This is a genomic window from Streptomyces sp. WMMC940 (genome assembly GCF_027460265.1).
Classification (GTDB): domain Bacteria; phylum Actinomycetota; class Actinomycetes; order Streptomycetales; family Streptomycetaceae; genus Streptomyces.
The window spans coordinates 4,365,847-4,388,263 of the sequence record NZ_JAPZBC010000001.1 but is presented as its reverse complement, the minus strand read 5'-3'; the positions used below and the strand labels follow the sequence as shown (position 1 = coordinate 4,388,263).

At 70.5% G+C, this 22,417-nt stretch carries 17 protein-coding genes, 1 tRNA gene and 1 pseudogene; 5 read left to right on the top strand and 14 right to left on the bottom strand.

The features are described from left to right. Positions 1 to 170: 170 nt before the first annotated feature. The 4 genes from O7595_RS19320 to O7595_RS19305 all read right to left on the bottom strand — a co-directional run bounded on the left by O7595_RS19320 (position 171) and on the right by O7595_RS19305 (position 6,351). Positions 171 to 2,456, bottom strand: a complete 2,286-nt coding sequence (locus O7595_RS19320; RefSeq protein WP_269729907.1) for a PTS fructose transporter subunit IIABC — start codon at positions 2,454 to 2,456, stop codon at positions 171 to 173. After that, positions 2,453 to 3,406 carry a 1-phosphofructokinase gene (gene pfkB / locus O7595_RS19315; protein ID WP_269729906.1) on the bottom strand — a complete coding sequence of 318 codons (954 nt, stop codon included), beginning with the start codon at positions 3,404 to 3,406 and terminating at the stop codon, positions 2,453 to 2,455. The genes O7595_RS19320 and pfkB overlap by 4 nt, the downstream gene beginning before the upstream one ends. Next, positions 3,403 to 4,164, bottom strand: a complete 762-nt coding sequence (locus tag O7595_RS19310) for a DeoR/GlpR family DNA-binding transcription regulator (protein WP_269729905.1) — start codon at positions 4,162 to 4,164, stop codon at positions 3,403 to 3,405. The genes pfkB and O7595_RS19310 overlap by 4 nt, the downstream gene beginning before the upstream one ends. Positions 4,165 to 4,683: 519 nt before the next feature. Continuing rightward, on the bottom strand, positions 4,684 to 6,351 hold the full coding sequence (locus O7595_RS19305) for an MFS transporter (RefSeq protein ID WP_269729904.1): 1,668 nt from the start codon (positions 6,349 to 6,351) through the stop codon (positions 4,684 to 4,686). Positions 6,352 to 6,413: 62 nt separating this feature from the next. On the opposite strand from O7595_RS19305, the gene O7595_RS19300 reads away from it, so the two are divergent. Then, entirely contained in the window at positions 6,414 to 7,376 is a 963-nt protein-coding gene (locus O7595_RS19300) for a helix-turn-helix transcriptional regulator (RefSeq protein ID WP_269729903.1), read from the top strand. A gap of 347 nt (positions 7,377 to 7,723) precedes the next feature. Here O7595_RS19300 and O7595_RS19295 read toward each other — a convergent pair whose 3' ends face one another. Both O7595_RS19295 and O7595_RS19290 read right to left on the bottom strand, forming a co-directional pair. Further along, positions 7,724 to 8,725 (bottom strand): sigma-70 family RNA polymerase sigma factor, encoded by a 1,002-nt coding sequence (locus O7595_RS19295; protein ID WP_269729902.1) that lies wholly within the window; start codon positions 8,723 to 8,725, stop codon positions 7,724 to 7,726. A gap of 608 nt (positions 8,726 to 9,333) precedes the next feature. Then, the gene (locus tag O7595_RS19290; RefSeq protein ID WP_269732540.1) at positions 9,334 to 10,101 is read right to left on the bottom strand and encodes a dioxygenase family protein; all 768 of its coding nucleotides are present in this window, start codon (positions 10,099 to 10,101) and stop codon (positions 9,334 to 9,336) included. Positions 10,102 to 10,261: 160 nt separating this feature from the next. On the opposite strand from O7595_RS19290, the gene O7595_RS19285 reads away from it, so the two are divergent. Beyond that, positions 10,262 to 10,768 carry a MarR family winged helix-turn-helix transcriptional regulator gene (locus O7595_RS19285; RefSeq protein ID WP_269729901.1) on the top strand — a complete coding sequence of 169 codons (507 nt, stop codon included), beginning with the start codon at positions 10,262 to 10,264 and terminating at the stop codon, positions 10,766 to 10,768. A 310-nt stretch (positions 10,769 to 11,078) separates the two neighbouring features. Here O7595_RS19285 and O7595_RS19280 read toward each other — a convergent pair whose 3' ends face one another. Both O7595_RS19280 and O7595_RS19275 read right to left on the bottom strand, forming a co-directional pair. Beyond that, positions 11,079 to 12,647 carry an MFS transporter gene (locus tag O7595_RS19280; protein ID WP_269729899.1) on the bottom strand — a complete coding sequence of 523 codons (1,569 nt, stop codon included), beginning with the start codon at positions 12,645 to 12,647 and terminating at the stop codon, positions 11,079 to 11,081. Between the two features lie 195 nt (positions 12,648 to 12,842). After that, positions 12,843 to 13,493: a TetR/AcrR family transcriptional regulator gene (locus O7595_RS19275; RefSeq protein WP_269729898.1), complete on the bottom strand. Its 651-nt coding sequence runs from the start codon at positions 13,491 to 13,493 to the stop codon at positions 12,843 to 12,845. Between the two features lie 300 nt (positions 13,494 to 13,793). Between O7595_RS19275 and O7595_RS19270 the strand changes: the two genes are divergently transcribed. After that, entirely contained in the window at positions 13,794 to 15,062 is a 1,269-nt protein-coding gene (locus O7595_RS19270; protein ID WP_269729897.1) for a M6 family metalloprotease domain-containing protein, read from the top strand. Between the two features lie 273 nt (positions 15,063 to 15,335). Here the strand turns inward: O7595_RS19270 and O7595_RS19265 are convergent, their stop codons facing one another. After that, the gene (locus O7595_RS19265) at positions 15,336 to 17,072 is read right to left on the bottom strand and encodes a class I adenylate-forming enzyme family protein (RefSeq protein ID WP_269729896.1); all 1,737 of its coding nucleotides are present in this window, start codon (positions 17,070 to 17,072) and stop codon (positions 15,336 to 15,338) included. A gap of 233 nt (positions 17,073 to 17,305) precedes the next feature. Between O7595_RS19265 and O7595_RS19260 the strand changes: the two are divergent. Beyond that, positions 17,306 to 17,626 (top strand): annotated as a pseudogene (locus O7595_RS19260) (SAM-dependent methyltransferase); the annotation flags it as partial. A 205-nt stretch (positions 17,627 to 17,831) separates the two neighbouring features. Next, positions 17,832 to 17,904: transfer RNA gene (locus O7595_RS19255), tRNA-Arg, on the top strand. Between the two features lie 138 nt (positions 17,905 to 18,042). Here O7595_RS19255 and O7595_RS19250 read toward each other — a convergent pair. The 5 genes from O7595_RS19250 to O7595_RS19230 form a co-directional block, all read right to left on the bottom strand. After that, positions 18,043 to 18,591, bottom strand: a complete 549-nt coding sequence (locus tag O7595_RS19250) for a PIN domain-containing protein (protein WP_269729895.1) — start codon at positions 18,589 to 18,591, stop codon at positions 18,043 to 18,045. Between the two features lie 57 nt (positions 18,592 to 18,648). Continuing rightward, complete coding sequence (locus tag O7595_RS19245; RefSeq protein WP_269729894.1) at positions 18,649 to 19,098, bottom strand: helix-turn-helix domain-containing protein; 450 nt, start codon at positions 19,096 to 19,098, stop codon at positions 18,649 to 18,651. A gap of 844 nt (positions 19,099 to 19,942) precedes the next feature. Beyond that, complete coding sequence (locus tag O7595_RS19240) at positions 19,943 to 20,965, bottom strand: DUF2599 domain-containing protein (protein WP_269729893.1); 1,023 nt, start codon at positions 20,963 to 20,965, stop codon at positions 19,943 to 19,945. 80 nt (positions 20,966 to 21,045) lie between these two features. Beyond that, the gene (locus O7595_RS19235; protein ID WP_269729892.1) at positions 21,046 to 21,501 is read right to left on the bottom strand and encodes a hypothetical protein; all 456 of its coding nucleotides are present in this window, start codon (positions 21,499 to 21,501) and stop codon (positions 21,046 to 21,048) included. Between the two features lie 353 nt (positions 21,502 to 21,854). Further along, complete coding sequence (locus O7595_RS19230) at positions 21,855 to 22,391, bottom strand: hypothetical protein (protein ID WP_269729891.1); 537 nt, start codon at positions 22,389 to 22,391, stop codon at positions 21,855 to 21,857. Positions 22,392 to 22,417 lie beyond the last annotated feature (26 nt).

The following is a 22,417-nucleotide window of genomic DNA, read 5'->3' as shown; positions in this document are numbered from 1 at the left end:
CCGGATCGGCGGGCGGCGCCCACGGGGTGCCGCCACAGGGCCCCGTACGGCAGGTCGTGCCGCCGCAAGGCCCGTTCGGCCCCTCCGGCGGCCCGCGAACACGGGGCAGCAGGCCTGACATCGTGGACCGCGGGCCCGGGGCCGGAGGTCGGGAGACCACGGCGCGGTGCTCAGACCGCCGCGACGACCTTGGCCTTGTCGGGTGCGGTCGTCGGCCGGACCGATGCCTCGGAGTTCTTCCGCAGACCTTTCAGCAGGACGACCAGGGCCGCGCTGATCACCGTGCCGGCCAGGATGGCGAGCAGATAGAGGACCGCGTTGCCGATCAACGGTACGACGAAGATGCCGCCGTGCGGGGCCCGTAGCGTGCACTCGAAGGCCATCGACAGGGCTCCGGTGACGGCGCCGCCCACCATGACCGACGGAATCACCCGCAGCGGATCAGCCGCGGCGAACGGGATCGCGCCCTCCGTGATGAACGAAGCGCCCAGCACCCAGGCCGCCTTGCCGTTCTCCCGCTCGGCCTTGGTGAAGAGCCGGCCGCGGACCGTCGTGGCCAGTGCCATCGCGAGCGGAGGCACCATGCCGGCCGCCATCACGGCCGCCATGACCTTCAGCGAGCCCTCGGTCGGACTGGCGAGGCCGCCGACCGCGAAGGTGTACGCGACCTTGTTGAGCGGGCCGCCGAGGTCGAAGCACATCATCAGGCCGAGGATCGCGCCGAGGATGACGGCATTCGCCCCGCTGAGGCCGTTCAGCCAGTCGGTGAGTGCCTTCTGGAGCGAGGCGAGCGGCTTGCCGATCACCAGGAACATCAGGAAGCCGACGATCGCCGAGGAGAGCAGCGGGATCACCACGACGGGCATGATGCCGCGCAGCACCGCGGGCACTCGGACCTTCTGGATCGCGAGCACCACGGCACCGGCGAGGAGTCCCGCCACCAGACCGCCGAGGAAGCCCGCCTTGATGGTGATGGCGATCGCCCCACCGACGAAGCCGGGGACGAGTCCGGGTCGGTCGGCCATGCCGTAGGCGATGTATCCGGCGAGGACCGGGATCAGGAAGCTGAACGCCAGTCCGCCGATCTGGAAGAGGAGTGCGGCCCAGCTGGACTGGTCGCTCCAGACGAAGGAGTCGGCGACGGACTTCGCGTCGGCGATCTCGTAGCCGCCGATGGCGAAGCCGAGCGCGATCAGAAGACCGCCGGCGGCAACGAACGGGATCATGTAGCTGACGCCGGACATCAGCCACTTGCGGAGCTTGGTTCCGTAGCCCTCACCGGGCTCCCCGGCTCCCTCAACGGGGGTCGGCCGGGTCACGGTCGTCACCACGCCGCGGGCGGCCTTGTCCCGCGCCTCGGCGACGAGTTCGGCGGCGCGGCTGATCCCGGCCTTCACTCCGACGTCCACGACGGGCTTGCCGTCGAAGCGCTCCTTCTCGCGTACGGGCACGTCGTGCGCGAAGATCACGGCATCGGCCGCGGTGACGACGTCGGGGTCCAGCCTGGCGAACCCGGCGGAGCCCTGGGTCTCGACGGAGACCTCGACCCCCGCCTCCCGACCGGCCCGTTCGATGGCCTCCGCGGCCATGTAGGTGTGCGCGATGCCGGTCGGGCAGGAGGTGACGGCGACGATCCGGAAGGGCGGCGGCGAGGCACCGGCCCCGTCCGGCCCGGCCCCGGCGTCCGGGGGTTCGGCACTCGCCGCCTCACCCCTCTCCGCCCCGGCGTCGGCGGGTTCGGTACTCAGTGCGTCGGCAGGTACGGCCCGGGTGGCGTCGCGTTCGGAGCTCTCCCCCGGCACCGGCGCCTCCGCGCCGGCGGGTACCGTCGCGGCGGCGGTCGCCGCCGCATCTCCGCCCGACGCCTCACCCTCGGTCGTCTTCTCCTCGGTCGTCTTCTCCTCGGTCCCCCTCGCCTCGGTCGTCTTCTCCTCGGTCGTCTTCTCCTCAGTCGCGGTCCCGGTCCCGGTCGCGGTCCCGGTCCCGGTCCCGGTCGACGCCGCCGCGGACGGTTCGATGTCCCCGCGGACCAACGCCGCCGCGGTCGTCGCCGAAGCGGTACCGCGGAGGGCGGTGGTGAACCCCGTGTCCATCAGCCGTCGGGCGAGGGCCGAGAGAATGGTCAGATGCGCGTCGTCGGCACCCGCCGGGGCGGCTATGAGGAAGACGAGGTCCGCGGGGCCGTCCGGCGCGCCGAAGTCGATGCCCGCGGAAGCCCGCCCGAAGGCCAGGGTGGGCTCGGTGACATGCGTGCTGCGGCAGTGCGGAATGCCGATACCGCCGTCCAGCCCCGTGGGCATCTGGGCCTCGCGTGCGGCCACATCGGCCAGGAAGCCGTCGAGGTCGGTGACGCGCCCGAGCGCGACCATGCGCCGAGCGAGCGAGCGGGCCGCCTCCTCCTTCGTAGCGGCGGCCAGGTCGAGGTCGACCAGGTCCGCGGTGATCATGTCGCTCATCGCGGGCTCCCTTGCTGGGTGAGTGCGCGGTCCAGGGGGACGTCCGCGGTCACCAGGACCGCGGCGGGATCGAGATCGGACGGCGTGGGCATCACGCTGCCCGGAAGCCGGACAGCTGCCGCGCCATGGGCGACGGCGGCGGTGAGGGCGTCCTCGCCGTCGCCGCCCGCGGCCAGGAATCCGGCCAGGGATGCGTCGCCGGCCCCGACGTCGCTGCGAACGTCGGCGACGGATGCGGCTCCGTAGAAGGTTCCGGCGTCGGAGACGAGCAGTTGCCCGTCGGCTCCGAGGCTGGCCAGCACCACACCCGCGCCGAGCGCGCGCAGTTCCTCCGCCGCCTTCACTGCGTCGCCGACGGTGGCCAGCGGACGGCCGACCGCCTCGGCGAGCTCCGCGGCGTTCGGCTTGACGACATCGGGCCGCGCGGAGAGGGCGGCCGTCAGCGAGGGCCCGGACGTGTCCAGTGCGACACGGGCCCCCGACGCATGCGCACGAGTGACGAGTTCGGCGTACCAGGACGGCGTCAGTCCACGCGGCAGGCTGCCGCAGCAGGCGATCCAGTCGGCGGTGCGGGACTGCGCGGCGACCGCCGTGAGCAGCGCCTGCGCCTCGTCCGGCGTGAGCTCGGGGCCGGGAGCGTTGATCTTCGTCAGAGTGCCGTCGGACTCGGCGAGCGCGACGTTCGAGCGGGTCACTCCGGCTATGGGGACGGGCGCGGTCTCGATGCCCTGCCCGGCCAGCAGTTCCGCGACGAGTGCTCCAGGGGCGCCGCCGAGCGGCAGGACGGCGACGGTGCGGTGTCCGGCCGCCGCAACCGCCCGTGACACGTTGACGCCCTTGCCGCCGGGATCCATGCGTTCACCGGTGGCCCGCAGCACGCTGCCGCGCTCCAGTCCCGGGATCTCGTACGTCCGGTCCAGCGAGGGATTCGGGGTGACGGTGAGAATCATGTACGCACTACTTCCGTGCCCGCGGCCCCGACGGCCGCGGCTTCCTCGGGGCTGAGCCCGCTGTCCGTGATGAGCAGATCGACGTCGGCGAGGTCGGCGAAGCGGGCGAAGTGCTCCTCGCCGTACTTCGCGGAGTCCGCGAGAAGCACGACGCGGCGCGCCGCCGCGACGAGGGCCCGCTTGACCGCGGCCTCGGCGAGGTCGGGCGTGGTGAGCCCGCCGACTTCGGAGAAGCCGTTCGTCCCGAGGAAGACCACGTCGGCGCGGATCTCCCCGTACGCCCGCAGCGCCCAGGCATCGACGGCGGCACGGGTGCGGTGCCGGACGCGACCGCCGACGAGATGCAGATCGATGCCCGGGTGGTCGGCGAGCCGGGCGGCGGCGGGCAGGGCGTGGGTGACGACGGTCAGCGAGCACTCCAGCGGGAACGCGGCAGCCAGTCGCGCCACCGTGGAGCCGGCGTCGAGGATGACGCTGCCGTCCTCGGGAAGCTCGGAGAGCGCCGCCCGGGCTATGCGGTCCTTCTCGTCTGCCGCGGTGGACTCGCGCTCGGCGAGGTCGGGCTCGAAGTCGAGCCGGCCGGCCGGGATGGCACCGCCGTGCACCCTGCGCACCAGTCCGGCCCGGTCGAGCGCCTTCAGGTCGCGCCGGATGGTCTCGGCGGTGACCTGGAACTCGTCGGCGAGCGAGAGCACCTCGACCCGTCCGCCTTCACGTGCGAGACGGAGGATCTCCTGCTGGCGCTCCGGTGCGTACATGTGGGTTTACTTCCATTCCATGCCCGAACCTGTGGTTTCACCGTCAGGCTACGCCTTGATACTCGCAAAGTAAACAGATTCGGGCATGAAGGGGTACGGCCGGACCCGGCCGGAAGGACGCTCGCCGGGGGTGGCAGCAGGCCGGGCACACACCTCACGCATTCCCGGAGCCGCGGCAGCCCGGGGCAGGCAGCCGTGGTGTGCGGGCGGTATCGGCGAAGGCCGGGCACCGGGGGCTCCCCGGTGCCCGGCCTCGCGGGGAAGGCAACGACCGACTCCGTCGAGCGGACGGCGTGCACGGGCGACGAGGCGGGGGACACATCACCGACCGGCTCGCCTGCCGCACGGTCCCGTACACACCCATCCCCATCCCCATCGACGACCCCACGCGGCAGCGGTCCAGCCGCTCCGCGGAATCGCGGAATCACAGCCCTGCGGCCACGGCCCGTGAAGCACGCCCGCGGACCGTGGCCGCAGACCGCGGGCCCCCGAAACCCTTGCCGTGCCCTTCCGCCCGGGTCAGTACGACAGCACCGGCTGCCGCTCCCCCTCCGCCCCCGAGTCCGGGTGCTCACCCGCGTCCGGGTGCTCGCCCGCGTCCGGGTTCTCCTGCGACGGGACGGCGGAGTCCGGCCCCGCACCGTCCGCCTCGTCGCCGGTCTCGCCCGCCCCGGCGGCCGCGTCCGCGGCACCGGCGCCGCCCGCGCCACCTTCCGGATGCCGCCTGGGGCGTGCGGGCAGGGCGAACATCATCAGGAAGATCACGGCGAGCACGGCCACGACCCACCAGAGCGAGCCCCGGAAGGCATCCGCGAACGCCCGGCCCACCGCGGCCTGCGAGGTCAGCGGCGTCTCGTCGACCACCGTGAAGAACACGACCGACACCAGCCCGAGGCCCAGTGCGTTGCCCATCTGCCCGGTGGTGTTGATCAGCCCGGACGCCGAGCCCGCGTGCTCGCGCGGCACCTCGGACAGCACCGCGTCCGTCAGCGGCGCCACGATCAGCCCCATCCCGAGCCCCATGATCACCAGCGGTGCCGTCATCTGCCACGGCTCGATTCCCGTGCCGAAGCGGTCGGCCTCCCAGATGTAGAGCAGCAGCCCCGACGCCATCGTCAGCGCCCCCGCCTGCAGCACCTTCCGCCCGAAGCGCGGCACCAGCTTCTGCACCGAGACACCCGCGGCGAGCGAGACCGCCACGGAGAAGGGCACGCCGGTCAGACCGGCCTTGAGCGGGCTCCAGCCCAGGCCGATCTGCATGTACAGCGTCCAGACCAGGAAGAAGATGCCCAGGACCACGCCGAAGGTGAGCTGGACGGCGATGCCGGCGGCGAAGCTCTTCACCCGGAACAGCGACAGCTCCACGAGCGGTGACCCGTCCTTGCGCGTCTTGTGGCGCTCATAGGCCAGGAACGCGGCGAACACGAGCGGACTCGCCGCCATGCACAGGTGTCCCCACAGCGGCCAGTCCAGCTCGCGTCCGCGTGTGAGCGGGTAGATCAGCATCAGCAGTCCGGCGGTCACGAGTGCGACACCGACGAGGTCGAGCCGGAGCGCCTTCTCCGCACGCGACTCGCTGATGTACTTCCGGCCGAGTACGAGACCCGCGATACCGACGGGAAGGTTGATCAGGAAGATCGGCCGCCACTCCAGACCGAACAGGTTCCACTGGGTCAGCAGGGCGCCGAGCAGCGGACCGGAGACGGCCCCGAGACCGACGACCGCGCCGAACATCCCGAAGACCTTGCCCCGCTCGTGGGCGGGGAAGGTCACATGGACGATCGCGAGGACCTGGGGCACCATCATCGCGGCCATCGCGCCCTGCAGAAGCCGCGAGGCGACCAGCATCTCGGGCCCTACTGCCAGCCCGCAGAGCGCCGAAGCGACCGTGAATCCGCTGATGCCGACCAGGAAGAGCCGCCTGCGGCCGTAGATGTCACCGAGCCGGCCACCGGTGATCAGGCCGGCGGCGAAAGCCAGGGCGTAACCGGCGGTGATCCACTGGATCGCGCCGAACGAGGCACCGAGGTCGTGCTCGATCGACGGGATGGCGATGTTGACGATGGTCACGTCGACCAGGTCCATGAAGGCCGCGGTCATGACGATGGCGAGGGCGGTCCAACGTCGCCGGTCGGGGGCTGCGGGCTGATCGGGAGCCGTATCCGGTACGGCGGCGTGGGAGCTCATGCGGGAGAAGCTAGGGCGGATATAGGACAGATCACGTCCTAAAAACCTGGCAGTCTGCCCCCATGACGGACACGCCGGCACGACTGCTGAATCTGCTGTCTCTGCTCCAGACGCCGCGGGAGTGGCCGGGCAGCGAACTCGCCGAACGACTCCAGGTCAGCCCGCGCACCATCCGCCGGGACATCGACCGGCTGCGCGAGCTCGGTTATCCCGTCGAGGCGACGAAGGGCGCGGTGGGCGGGTACCGGCTCGTCGCGGGCGCCGCGATGCCTCCGCTGGTCCTCGACGACGAGGAGGCCGTGGCGATCGCCGTCGGACTACGCGCGGGCGCCGGCCATGCCATCGAAGGGGTGGAGGAGGCTGCCGTACGGGCCCTGGCCAAGCTGGAACAGGTGCTGCCCGCCCGGCTGCGCCGACGGGTGTCCACCCTCCAGAACGCGACGATCCCGCTCACCCGCGGCGACGGCGCCACCGTCGCCCCGCACACCCTCACCGCCCTCGCGGCGGCCGTGACCGGGCGGGAGCGGCTGCGATTCGGCTACCGTTCCGGCGACGGCGCGGAGTCGAAACGCCTGGTGGAGCCGTATCGACTGGTCTCGACCGGTCGGCGGTGGTACCTGGTGGCCTACGACCTCGGGCGCGAGGACTGGCGAACGTTCCGGGTCGACCGGGTCCGCGAACCGTTCGCGACCGGTGCCCGCTTCACCCCGCGCGAGCTGCCGACGGGCGGCGACGCCGCCGAGTTCTTCTCGGCCTCCATGACCCGGAACCAGCCGGAACTGGCACTGGACGTCAGTTTCGCGGCACCGGCGGAACGCGTCTCCTCCCGGCTGCCCGGCCATCTCGGCACACCGGAGCCGACGGGACCGGAGACCTGTCGGCTGCGCAGCCGCTCCCAGGACTCACTGGAGTGGATCGCGCTGCGGCTCGCCCTGGTCGACTGCGAGTTCACCGTCCACGGCCCGCCGGCTCTCTCCGAGCATCTGAGGGAGATGGGCGCGCGTCTCACACGGGCGGGCGGCTGAGGCGGACGAGCGGCTGAGGCGGACGAGCACGCCTCGCCGAGGTGGGACGCGGCTGGGCGAACGGCACGCGGGCACGAGGTCACGCGGGCACGAGGTCACGCGGGCACGAGGTCACGAGGTCACGCGGTCACGAGGCGGGGAACCGCGAGGCACGCGGAGCCCAAGAGGGCCGTTCGCGATCCGCGGATTCACCGGGAACGGGGCACGTTCCGGGGGGCGGTGGGGCCGTCCACCGAGCGGTTCGCGGTCCACCGACCGCGCACGGACAGCGGAAGACCCCGGCACCGGGGGGGGAAGGGTGCCGGGGTCGTTCAGGGGGCGCGGCGGGGGCGCGGGCCCCGCCGGCGTCATGCCGCTTCGTCGAAGCCCGTGCTACGGGCCATCCGCTTCAGCTCCAGCAGCGCGTGCTTCTCGATCTGCCGGATGCGCTCACGTGTGAGGCCGTGCTCCTTGCCGACTTCGGTGAGCGTGCGCTCCCGGCCGTCCTCGATGCCGTACCGCATCCGGATGATCGATGCGGTGCGGTGGTCGAGCCGGTCGATGAGGTCGTCGAGCTCCTCGCTGCGCAGCAGCGTCAGCACGGACTGCTCCGGGGAGACCGCGGAGGTGTCCTCCAGCAGATCGCCGAACTGCGTCTCGCCTTCGTCGTCCACGGACATGTTGAGCGAGACCGGGTCGCGGGCCCAGTCCAGCACGTCCGTGACCCGCTCCGGGGTGGAGCCCAGTTCCTGGGCCACCTCGGCCGGCTCGGGCTCGCGGCCGTGCTCCCGGTTGAACTCGCGCTGCACCCGCCGGATCCGGCCCAGCTCCTCGACCAGATGGACGGGAAGCCGGATCGTACGCGACTGGTCGGCGATCGAGCGGGTGATGGCCTGACGGATCCACCACGTGGCGTACGTGGAGAACTTGAAGCCCTTCGTGTAGTCGAACTTCTCGACCGCGCGGACCAGGCCGGCGTTGCCCTCCTGGATCAGGTCGAGCAGCGGCAGACCACTGCGCGGATAGCGCCGCGCGACGGCCACCACCAAGCGGAGGTTCGACTTGATGAAGACGTCCTTCGCGCGCTCGCCCGCTGCGACCAGCGCCTCGAGCTCCTCGCGTGTGGCCCCGGCCGCGTCGCTCTCCACCTCGCCTTCGAGGATCTGCCGGGCGTAGACGCCCGCCTCGATCGTCTGCGAGAGCTCGACCTCCTTGGCGGCATCCAGCAGCGGCGTACGCGCGATCTCGTCGAGGTACATGCCGACCAGATCGCGGTCGGCGATCTCCCCACTCGTGGAACGAACGCTCTCTGCTCCATCGGCCCCGGTCCCCTTGGCGGACTTACGACGGGCGACGGCACGGGTTGCCATGCGTGCTCCCTTGCTGAGTAGGTCGCGACACCCTTCCGGGTGCCCTGCATCCGACGGAAACAACGACTGGAATCCGGACAGAATTCCCACGGGTGCATAGATTTTTGTGATCTTGCAGTACCCTGCCCCCGATCTGGGGCTGATCCGCGCAGCCGGCCCCCGCGAGGCCATCTCGAAGCGCAGGTCGGGAGACCCCTCCAGCCGCCGCATCCCCCACCCGTCAGGACGACGCGGGCCGCACTCCTGGTTGCTCCGTATACCCAGAAGGCCCGATACCCAGAAGGCCCGGATCATTCCGCCACTCGGCCGACCCACCGGGGCTGGCCCGTGGCACGACCGCCGTGACCCCATCGGCCCGCCGGACACCACCCCCGCGACCCCATCGGCAGCGAGCGATCCACCCCGCGAGGGCGGCCCGTGCCGCCGGGATCCCGGGCAGCCCCGGACCTCCGCCGTCCACCCCGGACAACGGCGCCCGCCTCAGGCACCCTCACCCATCGCCCGGCCACCAATCGCCTGTCCCTCGTGCCACCCGTCCGTGCCCACGGTCCGACTCGCAGCCACTTCCGGGCCCCGCCCCGGCCGCCGCGCATCGACGGCCGTTCGGCTCAGCCGAACTGGATCGAGCGCTTCGCCAGTCCCCTCCAGAAGCCGTCGATGACGCTGCGCCCGCTCGAAAGATCACCCTCAGAGGCCCCCATCGTCACGAACAGCGGCGCGAAGTGCTCCGTGCGCGGATGGGCGAGCTTGCCCGCCGGCGCCTTGCGCTCGAAGTCCAGCAGTGCGTCCACGTCCCCGGCGGCCAGCGCCCGCCACCCCCAGTCGTCGAACTCCGCCGACCAGCCGGGCACTTCCGTGTGCCGCAGTGCCGCGAGGTTGTGGGTGAAGAACCCACTGCCGATGATCAGGACGCCCTCGCCGCGCAGCGGCGCCAGCCTGCGCCCGACTTCGAGGAGACGCCGCGGATCGAGCGTCGGCATGGAGACCTGGAGCACGGGGACGTCGGCCTCGGGGAACATCTCGACGAGCGGGACGTAGGCCCCGTGGTCGAGGCCGCGGTCCGGGATGTCCTGCACGGGAGTGCCAGGGGTGCGCAGCAGTCGGCGCACGGACTCGGCGAGCCCGGGGGCGCCGGGCGCCTCGTACCGCACCCGGTAGTAGCGCTCGGGGAAGCCCCAGAAGTCGTACACGAGCGGCACGCTCCGCGTCGCGCCGATCGCCAGGGGGGCCTCCTCCCAGTGGGCGGAGATCACGAGAATCGCCGTGGGCCTGGGCAGTGACGCAGACCAGTCGGCGAGTTCGCCGGGCCACACCGGGTCGTCGGCGAGGGGCGGGGCGCCGTGCGAGAGATAGAGGGCGGGCATCCGGGCGGGCATCCGCACCGCGGGAGTCGCAGCACCAGTGGCGCGTGGCCCATCAGCGGCGTTCACGCGAGATCCTCCCAGGCCCGAGCCACGAACTTGAAATTTCAAGTTCCGAGAGGACACCGTACGCCAATCTAGTTCAATCTTCAAGAATTGCTCGTAGGATAGATGCATGACCACGGCACCGAACTCGGGCGAACCCCGTTGGCTCACCGCCGAGGAGCAGCATGTGTGGCGCTCATACCTGCACGCCACCACGCTCCTCGAGGACAGTCTCGACCGGCAGCTCCAGCGGGACGCGGGCATGCCACACGTCTACTACGGCCTGCTCGTCCAACTCGCCGAGGCTCCGCGCCGCCGTCTGCGCATGACCGAACTCGCCAAGCACGCCAAGATCACCCGATCCCGGCTCTCCCATGCGATCGCCCGGCTGGAGAGGAACGGCTGGGTGCGGCGCGAGGACTGCCCGAACGACCGACGCGGCCAGAACGCCTGCCTTACGGACCAGGGCTTCGAGGTGCTGGAGAAGGCCGCGCCGGGCCATGTCACGGCCGTACGGCAGGCGGTCTTCGACCGGCTGAGCCCCGAGCAGGTGCGCCAGCTGGGCGAGATCACCCGGATCATGGCGGAGAGCCTCCAGCCGGACGGCACCGACGCCGACCTCCCCTGGCTGCGCTGACCGCCACCGCCACCCGGCCGAGCTGATCTCCCTGGCCTCCCGGCGCGCCGACTCTCCCGGCGCGCTGACCGCCGGCCGCCGCAGCCTCACCGGGCCGGGCACGGGCGGCCGCACCGCCCGGGGCGCGCACGGCCCCCGGCCCCGGGCATGAGCGGGTCCTCGTCGGTGCCGTACGCACCGACGAGGACCCGCTGTTACCGCTCGCTTCTCTTGCTACTGCTGCTCTCTCTTGTTACCGCTGACTCTTGCGGCTGTTACTGCTCACTCTTTGCCGCCCGCTCTTGTCACCGCTCGCTCGTCCCGTACGGCGTCAGTGCGCGACGACCGGGATCTTCACCTCGTCCTCGTCCTCGTCCTCGGAAGCGGCAGCGGACACGACGGTCGTGGCGCCGGGCCGCCCGGAGTTGATCAGCGTGAAGGCGATGACGGCCGAGGCCGCCAGGATGCCGACCGCCCACCAGATGGCGCTCGCGTAGCCGTGCACCATGCCGTCCAGCTGGAGGAGCCGCTGCGCCTCGGCCCCCGTCGCACCGGCCGCGTGCGCGGCGAGGTACGAGGTGGTTGCGGAGGCGGCGACGGTGTTGAGCAAGGCAGTGCCGATCGCCCCGCCGACCTGCTGCGAGGTGTTCACCATCGCGGAGGCGACACCGGCGTCGCGCGCCTCGACGCCGTACGTCGACAGCGACATCGCCGGCATGAAGGCCGTACCCATGCCGAGTCCGAGCAGCAACTGCGCCGGGAGGATGAGGCCGACGTAAGAGGAGTCGACTTCCAGCTGCGTCAGCAGCAGCATGCCCGTCGCGGCGACCAGGAAGCCGGGGCCCATGAGCAGCCTGGGCGGCACCCGGGTCATCAGCCGGGCGCCGATCTGCGTGGAGCCCGTGATCATGCCGGCGATCATCGGCAGGAAGGCGAACCCGGTCCGAACCGGCGAGTAGCCCTTCACGATCTGCAGGTAGTAGGTCAGGAAGAGGAACAGGCCGAACATCGCGATGATGGCCAGCCCCAGCGAGAGGTAGACCCCACCGCGGTTGCGCTCGGTCAGCACGCGCAACGGCAACAGCGGCGACGCCACCCGTGCCTCGACCGCGACGAAGGCTGCGAGCAGCGCGGCGGAGGCGACGAACAGGCCGAGGGTCGTCGCGTCGGACCAACCGTGCGACTCGGCGCGGGTGAATCCGTAGACCAGGGTCACCAGGCCGAGGGTGGACAGGAGGACGCCGGGGACGTCGAGCGGCGAGCGGTTGCGTCCGCCTGCCGGCTCACGGATGACGAGCCAGGCACCCACGGCGGCGACCACGGCGAAGGGGATGTTGACGTAGAACGTCCAGCGCCAGTCCAGGTATTCGGTGAGGAATCCGCCGAGGATGAGACCGACCGCTCCACCGCCGCCGGCGATCGCACCGTAGACACCGAACGCCTTGGCCCGCTCCTTGGCGTCGGTGAACATCACGGCGAGCAGTGACAAGGCCGCGGGTGCGAGCAGCGCGCCGAAGGCGCCCTGCAGGGCTCGCGATCCCAGCAGCATGGCCTCACCGGTCGCCGCGCCACCGAGCGCGGACGCGGCGGCGAAGCCCACCAGGCCGACGACGAAGGTGCGCTTGCGCCCCCACAGGTCGGCTATGCGGCCGCCGAAGAGCAGCAGTCCGCCGAAGGCCAGGGCGTAGGCGGTGATGACCCACTGCCGGTTGCCGTCGGAGATGCCCAGGTCCTGCTGGGCGGAGGGCAGGGCGATGTTCACGATCGTCGCGTCGAGCACGACCATCAGCTGGGCGAGGGCGATGAAGACGAGCGCTTTCCACCGGCTCGGATCGGGACCGGCAGAGCCGTCGGAGCCGTCGGAGCCGTCGGAAAGGCGCGTGTCGACCGCTTTTGACATGGAGGTAGCCACCTAGGTGTGCGGAGCGGAGAAGAGAACGAAGGAAGACGAAGGAAGAGGAGTAAAGGGAATGGAAAGGACGGAGGGAGTCGACGTTGATCGGGTGGCCACGGGCCGTGCGGCCGGGTGTGGCCGAGTAACCGGGTGGCCCGGTGACTACGGCCGTACGGCCGGCAGGTCACGAGGTCGTGTGTTTCACCGCGAGCGCCTCAGGTCCTCCAGGGTCACGGCCGAACCCGGCAGTTCGGAGCGCGCCGGCGCTTCGAGCCCGTCCAGGAACAGCTGCAGATGGCGGTGGGTGAACCGGTCGATGTCCAGGCAGGCGGTGCCCGGGAGCGGCCGGGTGAGCTGGGACAGCATGACCATCAGATCCCCCACCGCGACGTCGGCGCGCAGCCGGCCCGCCTCGTGAGCGCGGTCGACGAGCGCCTGGACGGCCCCTTCGAGCCGGTCGCGCTGGGCGACCAGGTCGGGATGGTCCCTGTCGAAGTCGCCGCTGAGCAGCGGGCAGAGGGCTGCGACCCGTTCGTCCGCCGCCGCGTGGGTGAAGCGGCTGAGCCCGGCGAAGGGATCTTCCTCCGTCGCGGCCGCCTCCTCGGCGCGCTCGGCGGTGCGGCGCAGGACGGACAGGACCACCTCGTGCACGAGGGAGGAACGGTCCGGGAAGTTCCGGTACAGGGTCGCGTTGCCGACGCCGGCGCGTCGGGCGATCTCGTCGAGCGGCACCTCGGCGCCGAACTCGACGAACATCTCCCGGGCCGCCGTCACGATCCGCTCCCGGTTGCGCAGGGCGTCCGCCCGCGGCCGGGTGGCGCGCCGCGCCGCGGTGTCGGTGGCGGGGCTCACGGCTCCACGTCCTCTCGATCGACTGGGTGACACGGCCCCTGGCTGCGACCGCGTCCGGCGCCCGCGCAGAACCGGGGAAGGGCTCCCCGGTTCCTGCGGACATGAAGGCAAACGGGGAAGGGGTCCCCGGTTATTTCCCCGCCGTCGAATCAATCGATGTGATCTGAATCACGTCACTATTCCGGCGTGTCCCACGATCGGCCCTCCCGGCGCGCGCCCCGCCACACCTCCGAACAGGCTGAACGCACGAGCGCAGCCCGGGCCCGGCCGGCTGCCGCCGAGCCGAAGGCGGACGACCGCATGCAGCAGACCCGCCGACGGATACGCAGACCCGGCACGCTCGGCGCCCTCGCCGTCATCACGCTCGCCACCCTCACCTCGGCGAGCTCGATGCTCCACGGCGGGTCTCGGACCACGGCGGGCCCCATCGCCACGGCGGAGGAATCGGCGCTCGAACCGTGCCGCCTCACCTCCACCACCGGCGTCCAGATGTCCGAGGGGATCCCGACCCCGTCCGGCTACGTGCGCTCCACGGGCGAGATCCGCGCCCTGAACCTGATGATCGACTTCCCGGACGCCGAGGGGGCGGGCTCTGCGCTGGACCGGTTCGCGGAGTTCTTCCCGCAGACCGAGCAGTGGTTCGCCACCAGCTCCTACGGAAGGCTCGACTACCGTCCCGAGACGCCGCTGCCGAGCTGGCTGCGGATGCCCATGGCGTTCAGCGCGTACGGGATCGACCGCGGTTCGCCGTACGAGCCGGGCTACCGCCAGCTTGTGCAGGACATCGTGACCGCGACCGACCACAAGGTGGACTTCAGCTCGTACGACCTGGTCAACGTGCTGGTCACGCCCAACGCGGGACCGTCGGCGCTGGACACCGTGCTGTCCGTGACGTTCTCGGGCAACCATGAGGCGCCGTACGCGGACGGGGTGCCGCTCGCGAACACGAGCTTCGTCTACAGCCGCCAGGACGACGGCTCGGGCAGCTACTCCGAAACGGGGTTCCGGGTGCTGCCGCACGAGAACGGCCATGTCTTCGGCCTGCCCGACCTCTACACGGCGGAGGGCGGCGGCGCGGTCGGCCACTGGGACATCATGTCCGAGGACTGGGGCGCGAACAACGATCTCCTCGGCTGGCACAAGTGGAAACTGGGCTGGCTCGACAACGACCAGATCCAGTGCGCCGCCGCCACCGGCAGCAGCGAGTACGATCTCACCCCCCTCGCCCTCAAGGGTGGCCGCAAGCTGGTCGTCGTCCCCCTCGACTCGGAGTCCGGGTACGCCTTGGAGGTCCGCACCCGGGCCGGCAACGACGAGGCGGTCTGCAAACCGGGCGTCCTCGTCTACCACGTCAAGACGGACGTCGACACGGGCCACGGGCCGGTCGCCGTCGCCGACAGCGACAAGAACAGCGGGGGCTGCACCCGTCGGCCCAATGTGCACGCGGAGCTGTCGGACGCCCCGTACCGGCCGGGCGAGACGTTCACCGACGAGGGGAACAGGCTCCGGATCACGGTCCTCTCGGAGAACGCGAACGGGACCTACCGGGTGCGGGTCACCCGCTCCTGACCTCGGCGCGACCGCACGGCGGCCCGGCGGCTGCGGGCACACCCCGACGGTCCCGCGACAGCACCGCACGGCCCGGTGGCCTCCCGCGGACGACACCACCCCGCAACCCCACGAGGACGCGGACGGGCCCGGTGGCCTCCCCGCGCGGACTCACCACCCCGCAACCCCACGAGGACGCGGACGCCGCCCTCGCCTCACGCGCACCACTTCTGCGGCCTCGCATGCACCACCTCTGCGGCCTCGCATGGAGGGGTACGGCCTCGGGCGCGAGCCTCAACCGGCCGCCGCGCCCCTTCCGTCGGCGCGAGCCCGCCGCTCATGGCCCCCGCCCACGACCTGCCGCGCCAGCGCCTCGCGCAGCTCCCGTTTGAGGATCTTCCCCGTGGGGTTGCGGGGCAGTGGTTCGTCCCGCACGAGGACGTGCGCCGGGACCTTGAACGCGGCGAGCGTCCGCCCGACGTGCGTCCGGAGTTCGTCGGCCTTGACGACGGCGCCCGGCGCCGGCTGGACGACGGCCGCCACCTCCTCCCCGAGGACGGGATGCGGAACGCCCAGCACGGCGGCGTCCACGACCGCCGGGTGCTCGTGCAGAGCGGCCTCGACCTCCACGCAGTAGACGTTCTCACCGCCGCGGACGACCATGTCCTTCAGCCGGTCGACGATCGAGACCCGGCCGTCCCGAAGGGTCGCGAGGTCTCCGGTCATGAACCAGCCGTCCGCCGTGAAGGCCCCGGCCGTGGCGTCCTCGTCCCGCCAGTAGCCCCGGACCAGGGACTGGCCGCGCAGCCACAGCTCCCCCACCGCCCCCTCCGGCAGTGGTTCGCCGTCCGGTCCGGCGACCCGCACCTCGGTGGCCGGGGTCGGTCGGCCCACGCTGTCCGGGAACTCCCTGTAGGAGGCACCGGAGTTGGCCGTCACGCCCCCGCAGGTCTCGGTCAGCCCGTAGCCGTTGCGGGGCTCCACACGCTCGCCGAAGAGCGCGGTGAGCCGCGCGACGAGACCGGGTGGGGCTGCGGCGCCACCGGTGTTGAGGTGGGTGAGGCTCGGCAGCGCGCTCCCATTGCGCTCGACGGCGTCGAGCAGCTGGAGCGCGGTCGTCGGCACACCCGAGTAGTGCGTGACCCCGTGGCGCTCGATCAGCCCCGCCGCCCGCTCGGCGTCCCACTTGTGCATGAGGACGAGCGTGCCGCCGACGGCCATCACCGAGTAGACCGTGGTGAACGCGGCCACATGGAAGAACGGGAAGGTCATGAGGGTGACGGGCGCCGGGCCCTGTCCGGGGAGAACTCCCCTGGCGAGAGCCGAGGCGGCGGCCGTGTAGCGCGGGTTCATCGCCGCGCCCGCCTGAGCGAGCTGGGTGGCGACGGCCCCCTTGGGCCGGCCCGTGGTGCCGGACGTGTAGATGATCGTGGCGTCGTCCTCAGGACGTACGTCCACATCCGGCGGGGCCGTGCCAGGGTCCGGTACGGGCAGGTCCTCGTACCGCTCGATCCCCTCCCAGCCCGCCGGCACCCCGGCACCGCCGCCGGCCGGCCCCTCGTCGTGGAAGAGCACCACGGGGACCTGTCTGCGCGACGCCCACGCCCGCACCCTCGGCAGCCGCTCACCGTCCACGAGCAGCACTCCGGGCGAACAGTCGTCGAGCGCGTACGCGAACTCCTCCTCGGTCCACCACGCGTTCAGCGGCACCGTCACGAGTCCCGCCAACTGCGCGGCCCAGAAGGCGATCTGCCACTCGGGGTGGTTGCGCATGCCGACGACGGCGCGGTCCCCGGGCCGCAGTCCGTGCACCTCCACGAGCCGGTTCGCCAGCGCGGAGGCGGCCGCGAAGAACTCCCCGTACGTGTACGTCCCGCTCTCCGCGACCAGGAACGGCCGGCCCCCGAACGCCCACGTGGCCTCGACGAACTCCCGCAGGGTGCGCGGGCCCGACGCGTACACCCCGTCCTCGACCGCGAACGGGGCGCCCGGGGCCGTGAGGCGATCCGAAGGGTCTCCGGAGAACGGCATGAACGGTCCCTCCCTAAGCGCTCGCTCAGCTCGCGGGCCGACGCTATGCCGCGCCCCGCGAGCAGTCAAGGCCGGGGCTGGGGGCTGCCGCCCCCAGCCCGGGAACCCGGACCGACTCCCGCCGCGCCCCCGCCCACCTGCGGTAACGGACATGGCCACGACCAGGCGCGGGACGACGGCGATGAGGCGCACCGAGAACTCCCCCTCAACAACCCCGACGGAGACGGCACCACGAGAACCCCCACGGCCTCGTCCGGCGCCTCATGGACGCCCTCCCGCCCGGCAGCCACCTGGCGCTCTCCCACACCATCGCCGGCCCCGCCATGCCGGACGTCGACGCGGCGGTCGCCTTCCGGAACGAGCACGGCGCCCCGAAACCCACCCGACGCCCCCCGGCCGACGACACCCGCTTCTTCGACGGTCTGGATCTCCTCACCCCAGGCGTCGCCCCCTGCAACCGCTGGCGTCCGGACCCCGCCGACGAGCCGCTACCGGACGAGGTGGCGATGTACGGCGGGGTGGGACGGAAGACCAGGGGGTGGGGCCGAACCTGAAGGTGCCCATGCGGACGGCAACGCACCTGCGACCTCTACACAAACGGCACATACCATACAAACCGGACCAATCAGCCACCCGGCTGCACCCCTCGGCCCGCTCCACCTCGATCCTGCACACACCCCGAACAGGCGAAACGTGAATCTTGCCGGGCGGCAGCAGGTATCCGCTAGGCTAGACGCCGGATCTCGCAGAGATCCACGCGCCTTCGTAGCTCAGGGGATAGAGCACCGCTCTCCTAAAGCGGGTGTCGCAGGTTCGAATCCTGCCGGGGGCACAACGTGTTACATCGCTGACCTGGGGTTTCTTCCCCGGGGAGGCGCTTTATTCGGCCTCGGACACCTCGTCCGGGGCCGTTTGCGTGAGCATTCGACTTCCGTCCTCCGCTCGCGAACCGCCGTCGCAGCACCTGGGTTCAGTGCCCGAGATGCTGCGTCAGGAGGTCGGCGAAGCCTGGTAGACCGGCCTTCGCGAGTCGGGCGATGGCATCAGTGATCGTGACGGGCGGGTTGCGCTTCTCTCCGGCAAGCCTGACCACCGTGTCCACCACCTCATCCGGCAACTCGCCATACAGCCCGCACAAGTACGAATCCGGGTCGATCACCCGCACTCCGCGCTCAGCCAAGTCACCCGCAGGGAAGTCGGCAAGGTTCCAGGTAATCAGCGCGGCGACACCGGCAGCCACCGCAGCCGCCGCATGGTGCCGGTCGTCGGGATCACCGCCAGGCATCTCATCCACAAGATGCTCATAGGACGCCGCCGCGATCTCACAGTCAGCGAAGAAGCGTCGAACGGCGTTGCCAACCGCGGCGGCCGACTCCGCTGAACGCCTACCTTCCCGGACGATGACCCGCTCCCACTCCGCGAGGAGTCGCTCGGACCACACGATCTCGTGAACGGAGTCCTCCGTGAGGGCCAGCATCACGTCCATCACCGAGAACGGAAACAAGACGTTGGTGTCCACAAAGACCCGCGGTGCCACGCTTCCCCCTCTGCTTCGCCGCTGGCACTGAGAACCGAATCAACTGGCCGATTCGGCGTCGCCCAACACATCGGCGATCTGACGCCGCCCCTCACTGCGGCGCTCACGCCGCTGCTGGAACGCCAGCACATCGGCAAGGCGCACCACACGGTGACTACTTCCGGGCAGATTCATCGACGGGATGTCGCCGGCATCAAGCAGGCGGGTGACGAACGGTCGCGACAAGCCCAGAAGCTCAGCAGTCTCAGCCGGCGACAGCTGAACCTCGGAGGCCAGGACAGTGACCGCATGCCCGCGGGCCAGCTCGCCGGCGGAGGCGAGGAGGATACGGACCAGTTCCCGTGGCAGCGCCAGCTCGCCGCCATCGGAGGTGCGCACCAGAACCTGAACCTGCTCTGGCACCATTCGGGCAGTCGCGGCGAGCGCGCACCGATGCGAGGGATTCGGTTCGACCTTCTCAGCACGGGCAAGAACGCTCGTACGAGCCATAGCCGCCTCCAGTAGCCGATCCAGGCAAAAACTCATCTGCAATAACTGTAACCGAGAGGTCCTGCGCGGACAACCGTGAGGGCCAACAGGGTGTACCTGGGCGGAGGAACTGTCTCCACGGTGCCTCGCGGAGGGACCTGGCCCAGAGTCGCACCTTCGCATTCCAGGACGCGGGCTTCGTGCGTGCGCGATGCGTGAGCGAACTGTCCGGCACGAAGCGTCATGTGCCGGATCGAGTACGCAGCCGCATCTCGCTGACCAGGGGAAGCCGCACCGCGCGGCAGCGCCGAGCACCCCCCGGCAAGGACTCGATCACACTCCTAAAGCGGGTGTCGCAGGTTCGAATCCTGCCGGGGGCACCACAAAGTTGCAGGTCAGCACGCTAAAGGCCTTCCAGGGAACCTCCCTGGAAGGCCTTCAGGTGCGCAATGGGAACGCCCTGGGAACACCGAAGTGCACATTATTCGCACTTTGGACATTCTTTAACGATCTGGCGGCCAACCCACGTCTTGATCGCCAGGGCCACGGCCCATCCTCGGGAAAGCCCCGGTACGTCGATGTGCGACGGCATTAAGGGCCTGTCCGATGGTTGACCGGCGCACCCTTGATCGGTTCACTCCCGCGTTGGCGGGAGCACTCAGGCGGCGGGTGCGGAGTGTTTGTGCTCCGTGGATCACTCCCGCATCGGCGGGAGGACTCCGCAACCCTGTTATCTAGCCGCCCTCTCTCTTTGGCTGCCGATAGCCTGGCGGCACCTTCTTGATTGCGTCATACGCCTGCGCCCACCGAAGAGAGTCTCTCAGGGCACGCAGGCGTATCTACGTTCAGGCCGGGACGCGAAGCGTCAGCTCCAGTTGCACTCGTGCTCGAGGGCCTCGATCGGGTCGATCGCCTTCTGCATGCCGATGCTCGGCAGCCACGACTCCAGGTCCCAGGTGGGGCCGGTATTCCAGTCGCCGGGCAGGCGCTCCTCCGCCCACGCGGCGTGACAGGCGAACTGCTCGTACAACGACTGGTGCTCTTCCTGGTCGATGCCCTTCGGGTACGGGGCCATGGACCAGACCTGGTTCCACGCGCCGTGGAAGTCGGTGCGGGCGTTGACGAACCCGTTCCTGGTGGGGATGGCGCGGACCTTCACATGGTCCGTGCCGACATAGGTCTCGACCCGGGTCTCCTTGAACCAGTCGGTACCGGCGGCGCCGGAGTAGCCGACGCACTCCTGCTTGCACCAGGCCGTTTCGTCGTCCGGATCGCCCGGACTCCAGAACAGGGCCAGGCCGTCGTTGGAGAAGCGTTGCGTCATCGACTCGTACGCCTCGTCCCACGTCTCATCCGACGTCGGATACCCGAACGCACCACCCTCCCATCCGTAGGCGGCCCACAGTTCACCGATACGCCCCCACACAGGGTGCGCCCCGTTCGACAGCGTCGGATGCCAGTAGACGGTGCCACCCTGGAACTGCTGCCGTTTCCCGACGCCGTCGGGGTTGGTGCGTTCATCGTCGACCGGATAGCCGAGCTTCCCGCCCTCCCAGCCGAGCGCCCCCCATTTGCCGCCGATCGCGCCCCATACGGGGTGCGCGCCGCTGGCGGCGGACCAGTAGATGGTGCCGCCCGCGAACTCCTGGCGCTTTCCGTGCCCGTCGGGGTTGTCCAGCTCGATGTTGATCGGACAGCCGAGTGGCCCTGTCTCACGGTCCAGCTCGATGTACTTGACGAGGATCGCTCCGCCGACCTGCTTGCCGCAGACGTCGTCCGCGGCCGCTGGGGATGCCTGAACAGTAAGGGCTGCGAGGGAGGCAAGGGCGACGACCACGCCCTTGAACAGGGTGGCCTTTCGCCGTAACAGTCGAGGCGACACTTCCACGAGTGGTTCCTCTCAGTAGTCGGTCATTGGTGGTCGGACCGTACAAGCGGTGCCGCCGGGGACAACGACGCCTGCTTGGCCTACAGGGTGCAGGTGCGCCGATGGGTGGCGTCATGGATCAGGTCTGCGGACGGGTAGCCGGCGTCGAGGTAGTGCTCACCAGGGGTGAGGCCGCAGTCGGCGAGGTTCTGCTGGACCGGCCGGGTGGCCTTCACGTCCGGGACGGTCGCGTCGGTAGTGAGGACGTCCGTGATCATCCGCAACGGCAGCACTTCGGCTTTGGCTTTGACTTCGACTCTGCTGCTCAGTTCCTGATGTTCAGGCGGTGAGCCGGTAGTTGAGCCATTCGAGGTTGCTGGTGCGGGTACGGCTTCGGGAACCGTCACCGCCGCATCCGCATCCGCCGCCGGCCCCGCCGAACGCACCGACTCCGACGGAACCGCACCCACAGCCGCCATCGCCACCAACGCCAAGGCCAAAACCAGACCCTTGTGGCGAACACGAACCGGACGACGAGCCGACATGAGGACAGTCATGCCCCGCCCCCTCTGGATCCGGGCGACATCCCTACCGAGCCGCCACCACCTACCGCGCGGCGACGGTATCCACGGCCGATGCCGGGGGCCGCGTTCCGGCCCTCCGGGCGGGCCTGCTTCCGCATCCTCTGGTGGTTCGGTGACCGGACCGGGCTCGCCCGCGTCGAGTGTCATGGCCTTCCTCCGTAGCTTCCCCGTAAGTCCGTGAAGTCCGTGCGTTGCCGCGTCGATCGAGATGAACAGCCAGCAGTCACAGCGGAATTGACGTGACAGCATCAGGAGGGCCAAATGATCTCCCCCCACCGTGAGCGTTCGTACCCTTGTGTGATCGCTCGAACTCATTCCAGAACCCGTCAGCTTCGCCTCCAAGTGACGAGCGGCTTGTCCGCATCGTCCGGGGCCCACTGGACGGTTGTCGGTGCCCCGATGCCCTTGTCGGCAAGGAAGATGGCGCAGCCCTTGACACTCTGCCCCTTCGCGGCCTTCTCGAATTCAGTACTGTCGGCGGCCGTGCACCGGTCGAACTCCTGGACGGTCGGGCGGAACGGGTCGCTGAAGTCCACGGCCGCCATCACGTTCAGCTCCGTCAATCGCTCGCCTCCGGCGGACACGACGAACGACTCCCGGAGGGTGTCGCGACTGTCCTCGGTCTTCGCGATCTTGTAGTGCACGTAGTACGGCGTGTCTCCGGTGTACTGCGACGCATTCTCCAGTGCGCTGAGATCCGAGTTGCTGCCCTCGTCGATCCGCAGCACGGTCACATCGAGCGTGCCGCCCTTCTCGGCGGAGACGGTGGCCGTCTCGCCGAACGTCAGCTGTTCGCCGGAGTCGGAGCAGCCGGCGAGCACGAGGACGCAAGCTGCGACAGCACCAGGGGCCCGGAACTTCATCGACACTCCTCATGGTGGGCATCTCC

What these genes read in the sequence shown, in the direction of transcription:
- O7595_RS19320 (WP_269729907.1), bottom strand. Translation starts at nt 2,456, where the DNA reads ATGAGCGACATGATCACCGCGGACCTGGTCGACCTCGACCTGGCCGCC.
- pfkB (WP_269729906.1), bottom strand. Translation starts at nt 3,406, where the DNA reads ATGATTCTCACCGTCACCCCGAATCCCTCGCTGGACCGGACGTACGAG.
- O7595_RS19310 (WP_269729905.1), bottom strand. Translation starts at nt 4,164, where the DNA reads ATGTACGCACCGGAGCGCCAGCAGGAGATCCTCCGTCTCGCACGTGAA.
- O7595_RS19305 (WP_269729904.1), bottom strand. Translation starts at nt 6,351, where the DNA reads ATGAGCTCCCACGCCGCCGTACCGGATACGGCTCCCGATCAGCCCGCA.
- O7595_RS19300 (WP_269729903.1), top strand. Translation starts at nt 6,414, where the DNA reads ATGACGGACACGCCGGCACGACTGCTGAATCTGCTGTCTCTGCTCCAG.
- O7595_RS19295 (WP_269729902.1), bottom strand. Translation starts at nt 8,725, where the DNA reads ATGGCAACCCGTGCCGTCGCCCGTCGTAAGTCCGCCAAGGGGACCGGG.
- O7595_RS19290 (WP_269732540.1), bottom strand. Translation starts at nt 10,101, where the DNA reads ATGCCCGCCCGGATGCCCGCCCTCTATCTCTCGCACGGCGCCCCGCCC.
- O7595_RS19285 (WP_269729901.1), top strand. Translation starts at nt 10,262, where the DNA reads ATGACCACGGCACCGAACTCGGGCGAACCCCGTTGGCTCACCGCCGAG.
- O7595_RS19280 (WP_269729899.1), bottom strand. Translation starts at nt 12,647, where the DNA reads ATGTCAAAAGCGGTCGACACGCGCCTTTCCGACGGCTCCGACGGCTCC.
- O7595_RS19270 (WP_269729897.1), top strand. Translation starts at nt 13,794, where the DNA reads ATGCAGCAGACCCGCCGACGGATACGCAGACCCGGCACGCTCGGCGCC.
- O7595_RS19265 (WP_269729896.1), bottom strand. Translation starts at nt 17,072, where the DNA reads ATGCCGTTCTCCGGAGACCCTTCGGATCGCCTCACGGCCCCGGGCGCC.
- O7595_RS19245 (WP_269729894.1), bottom strand. Translation starts at nt 19,098, where the DNA reads ATGGCTCGTACGAGCGTTCTTGCCCGTGCTGAGAAGGTCGAACCGAAT.
- O7595_RS19235 (WP_269729892.1), bottom strand. Translation starts at nt 21,501, where the DNA reads ATGACTGTCCTCATGTCGGCTCGTCGTCCGGTTCGTGTTCGCCACAAG.
- O7595_RS19230 (WP_269729891.1), bottom strand. Translation starts at nt 22,391, where the DNA reads ATGAAGTTCCGGGCCCCTGGTGCTGTCGCAGCTTGCGTCCTCGTGCTC.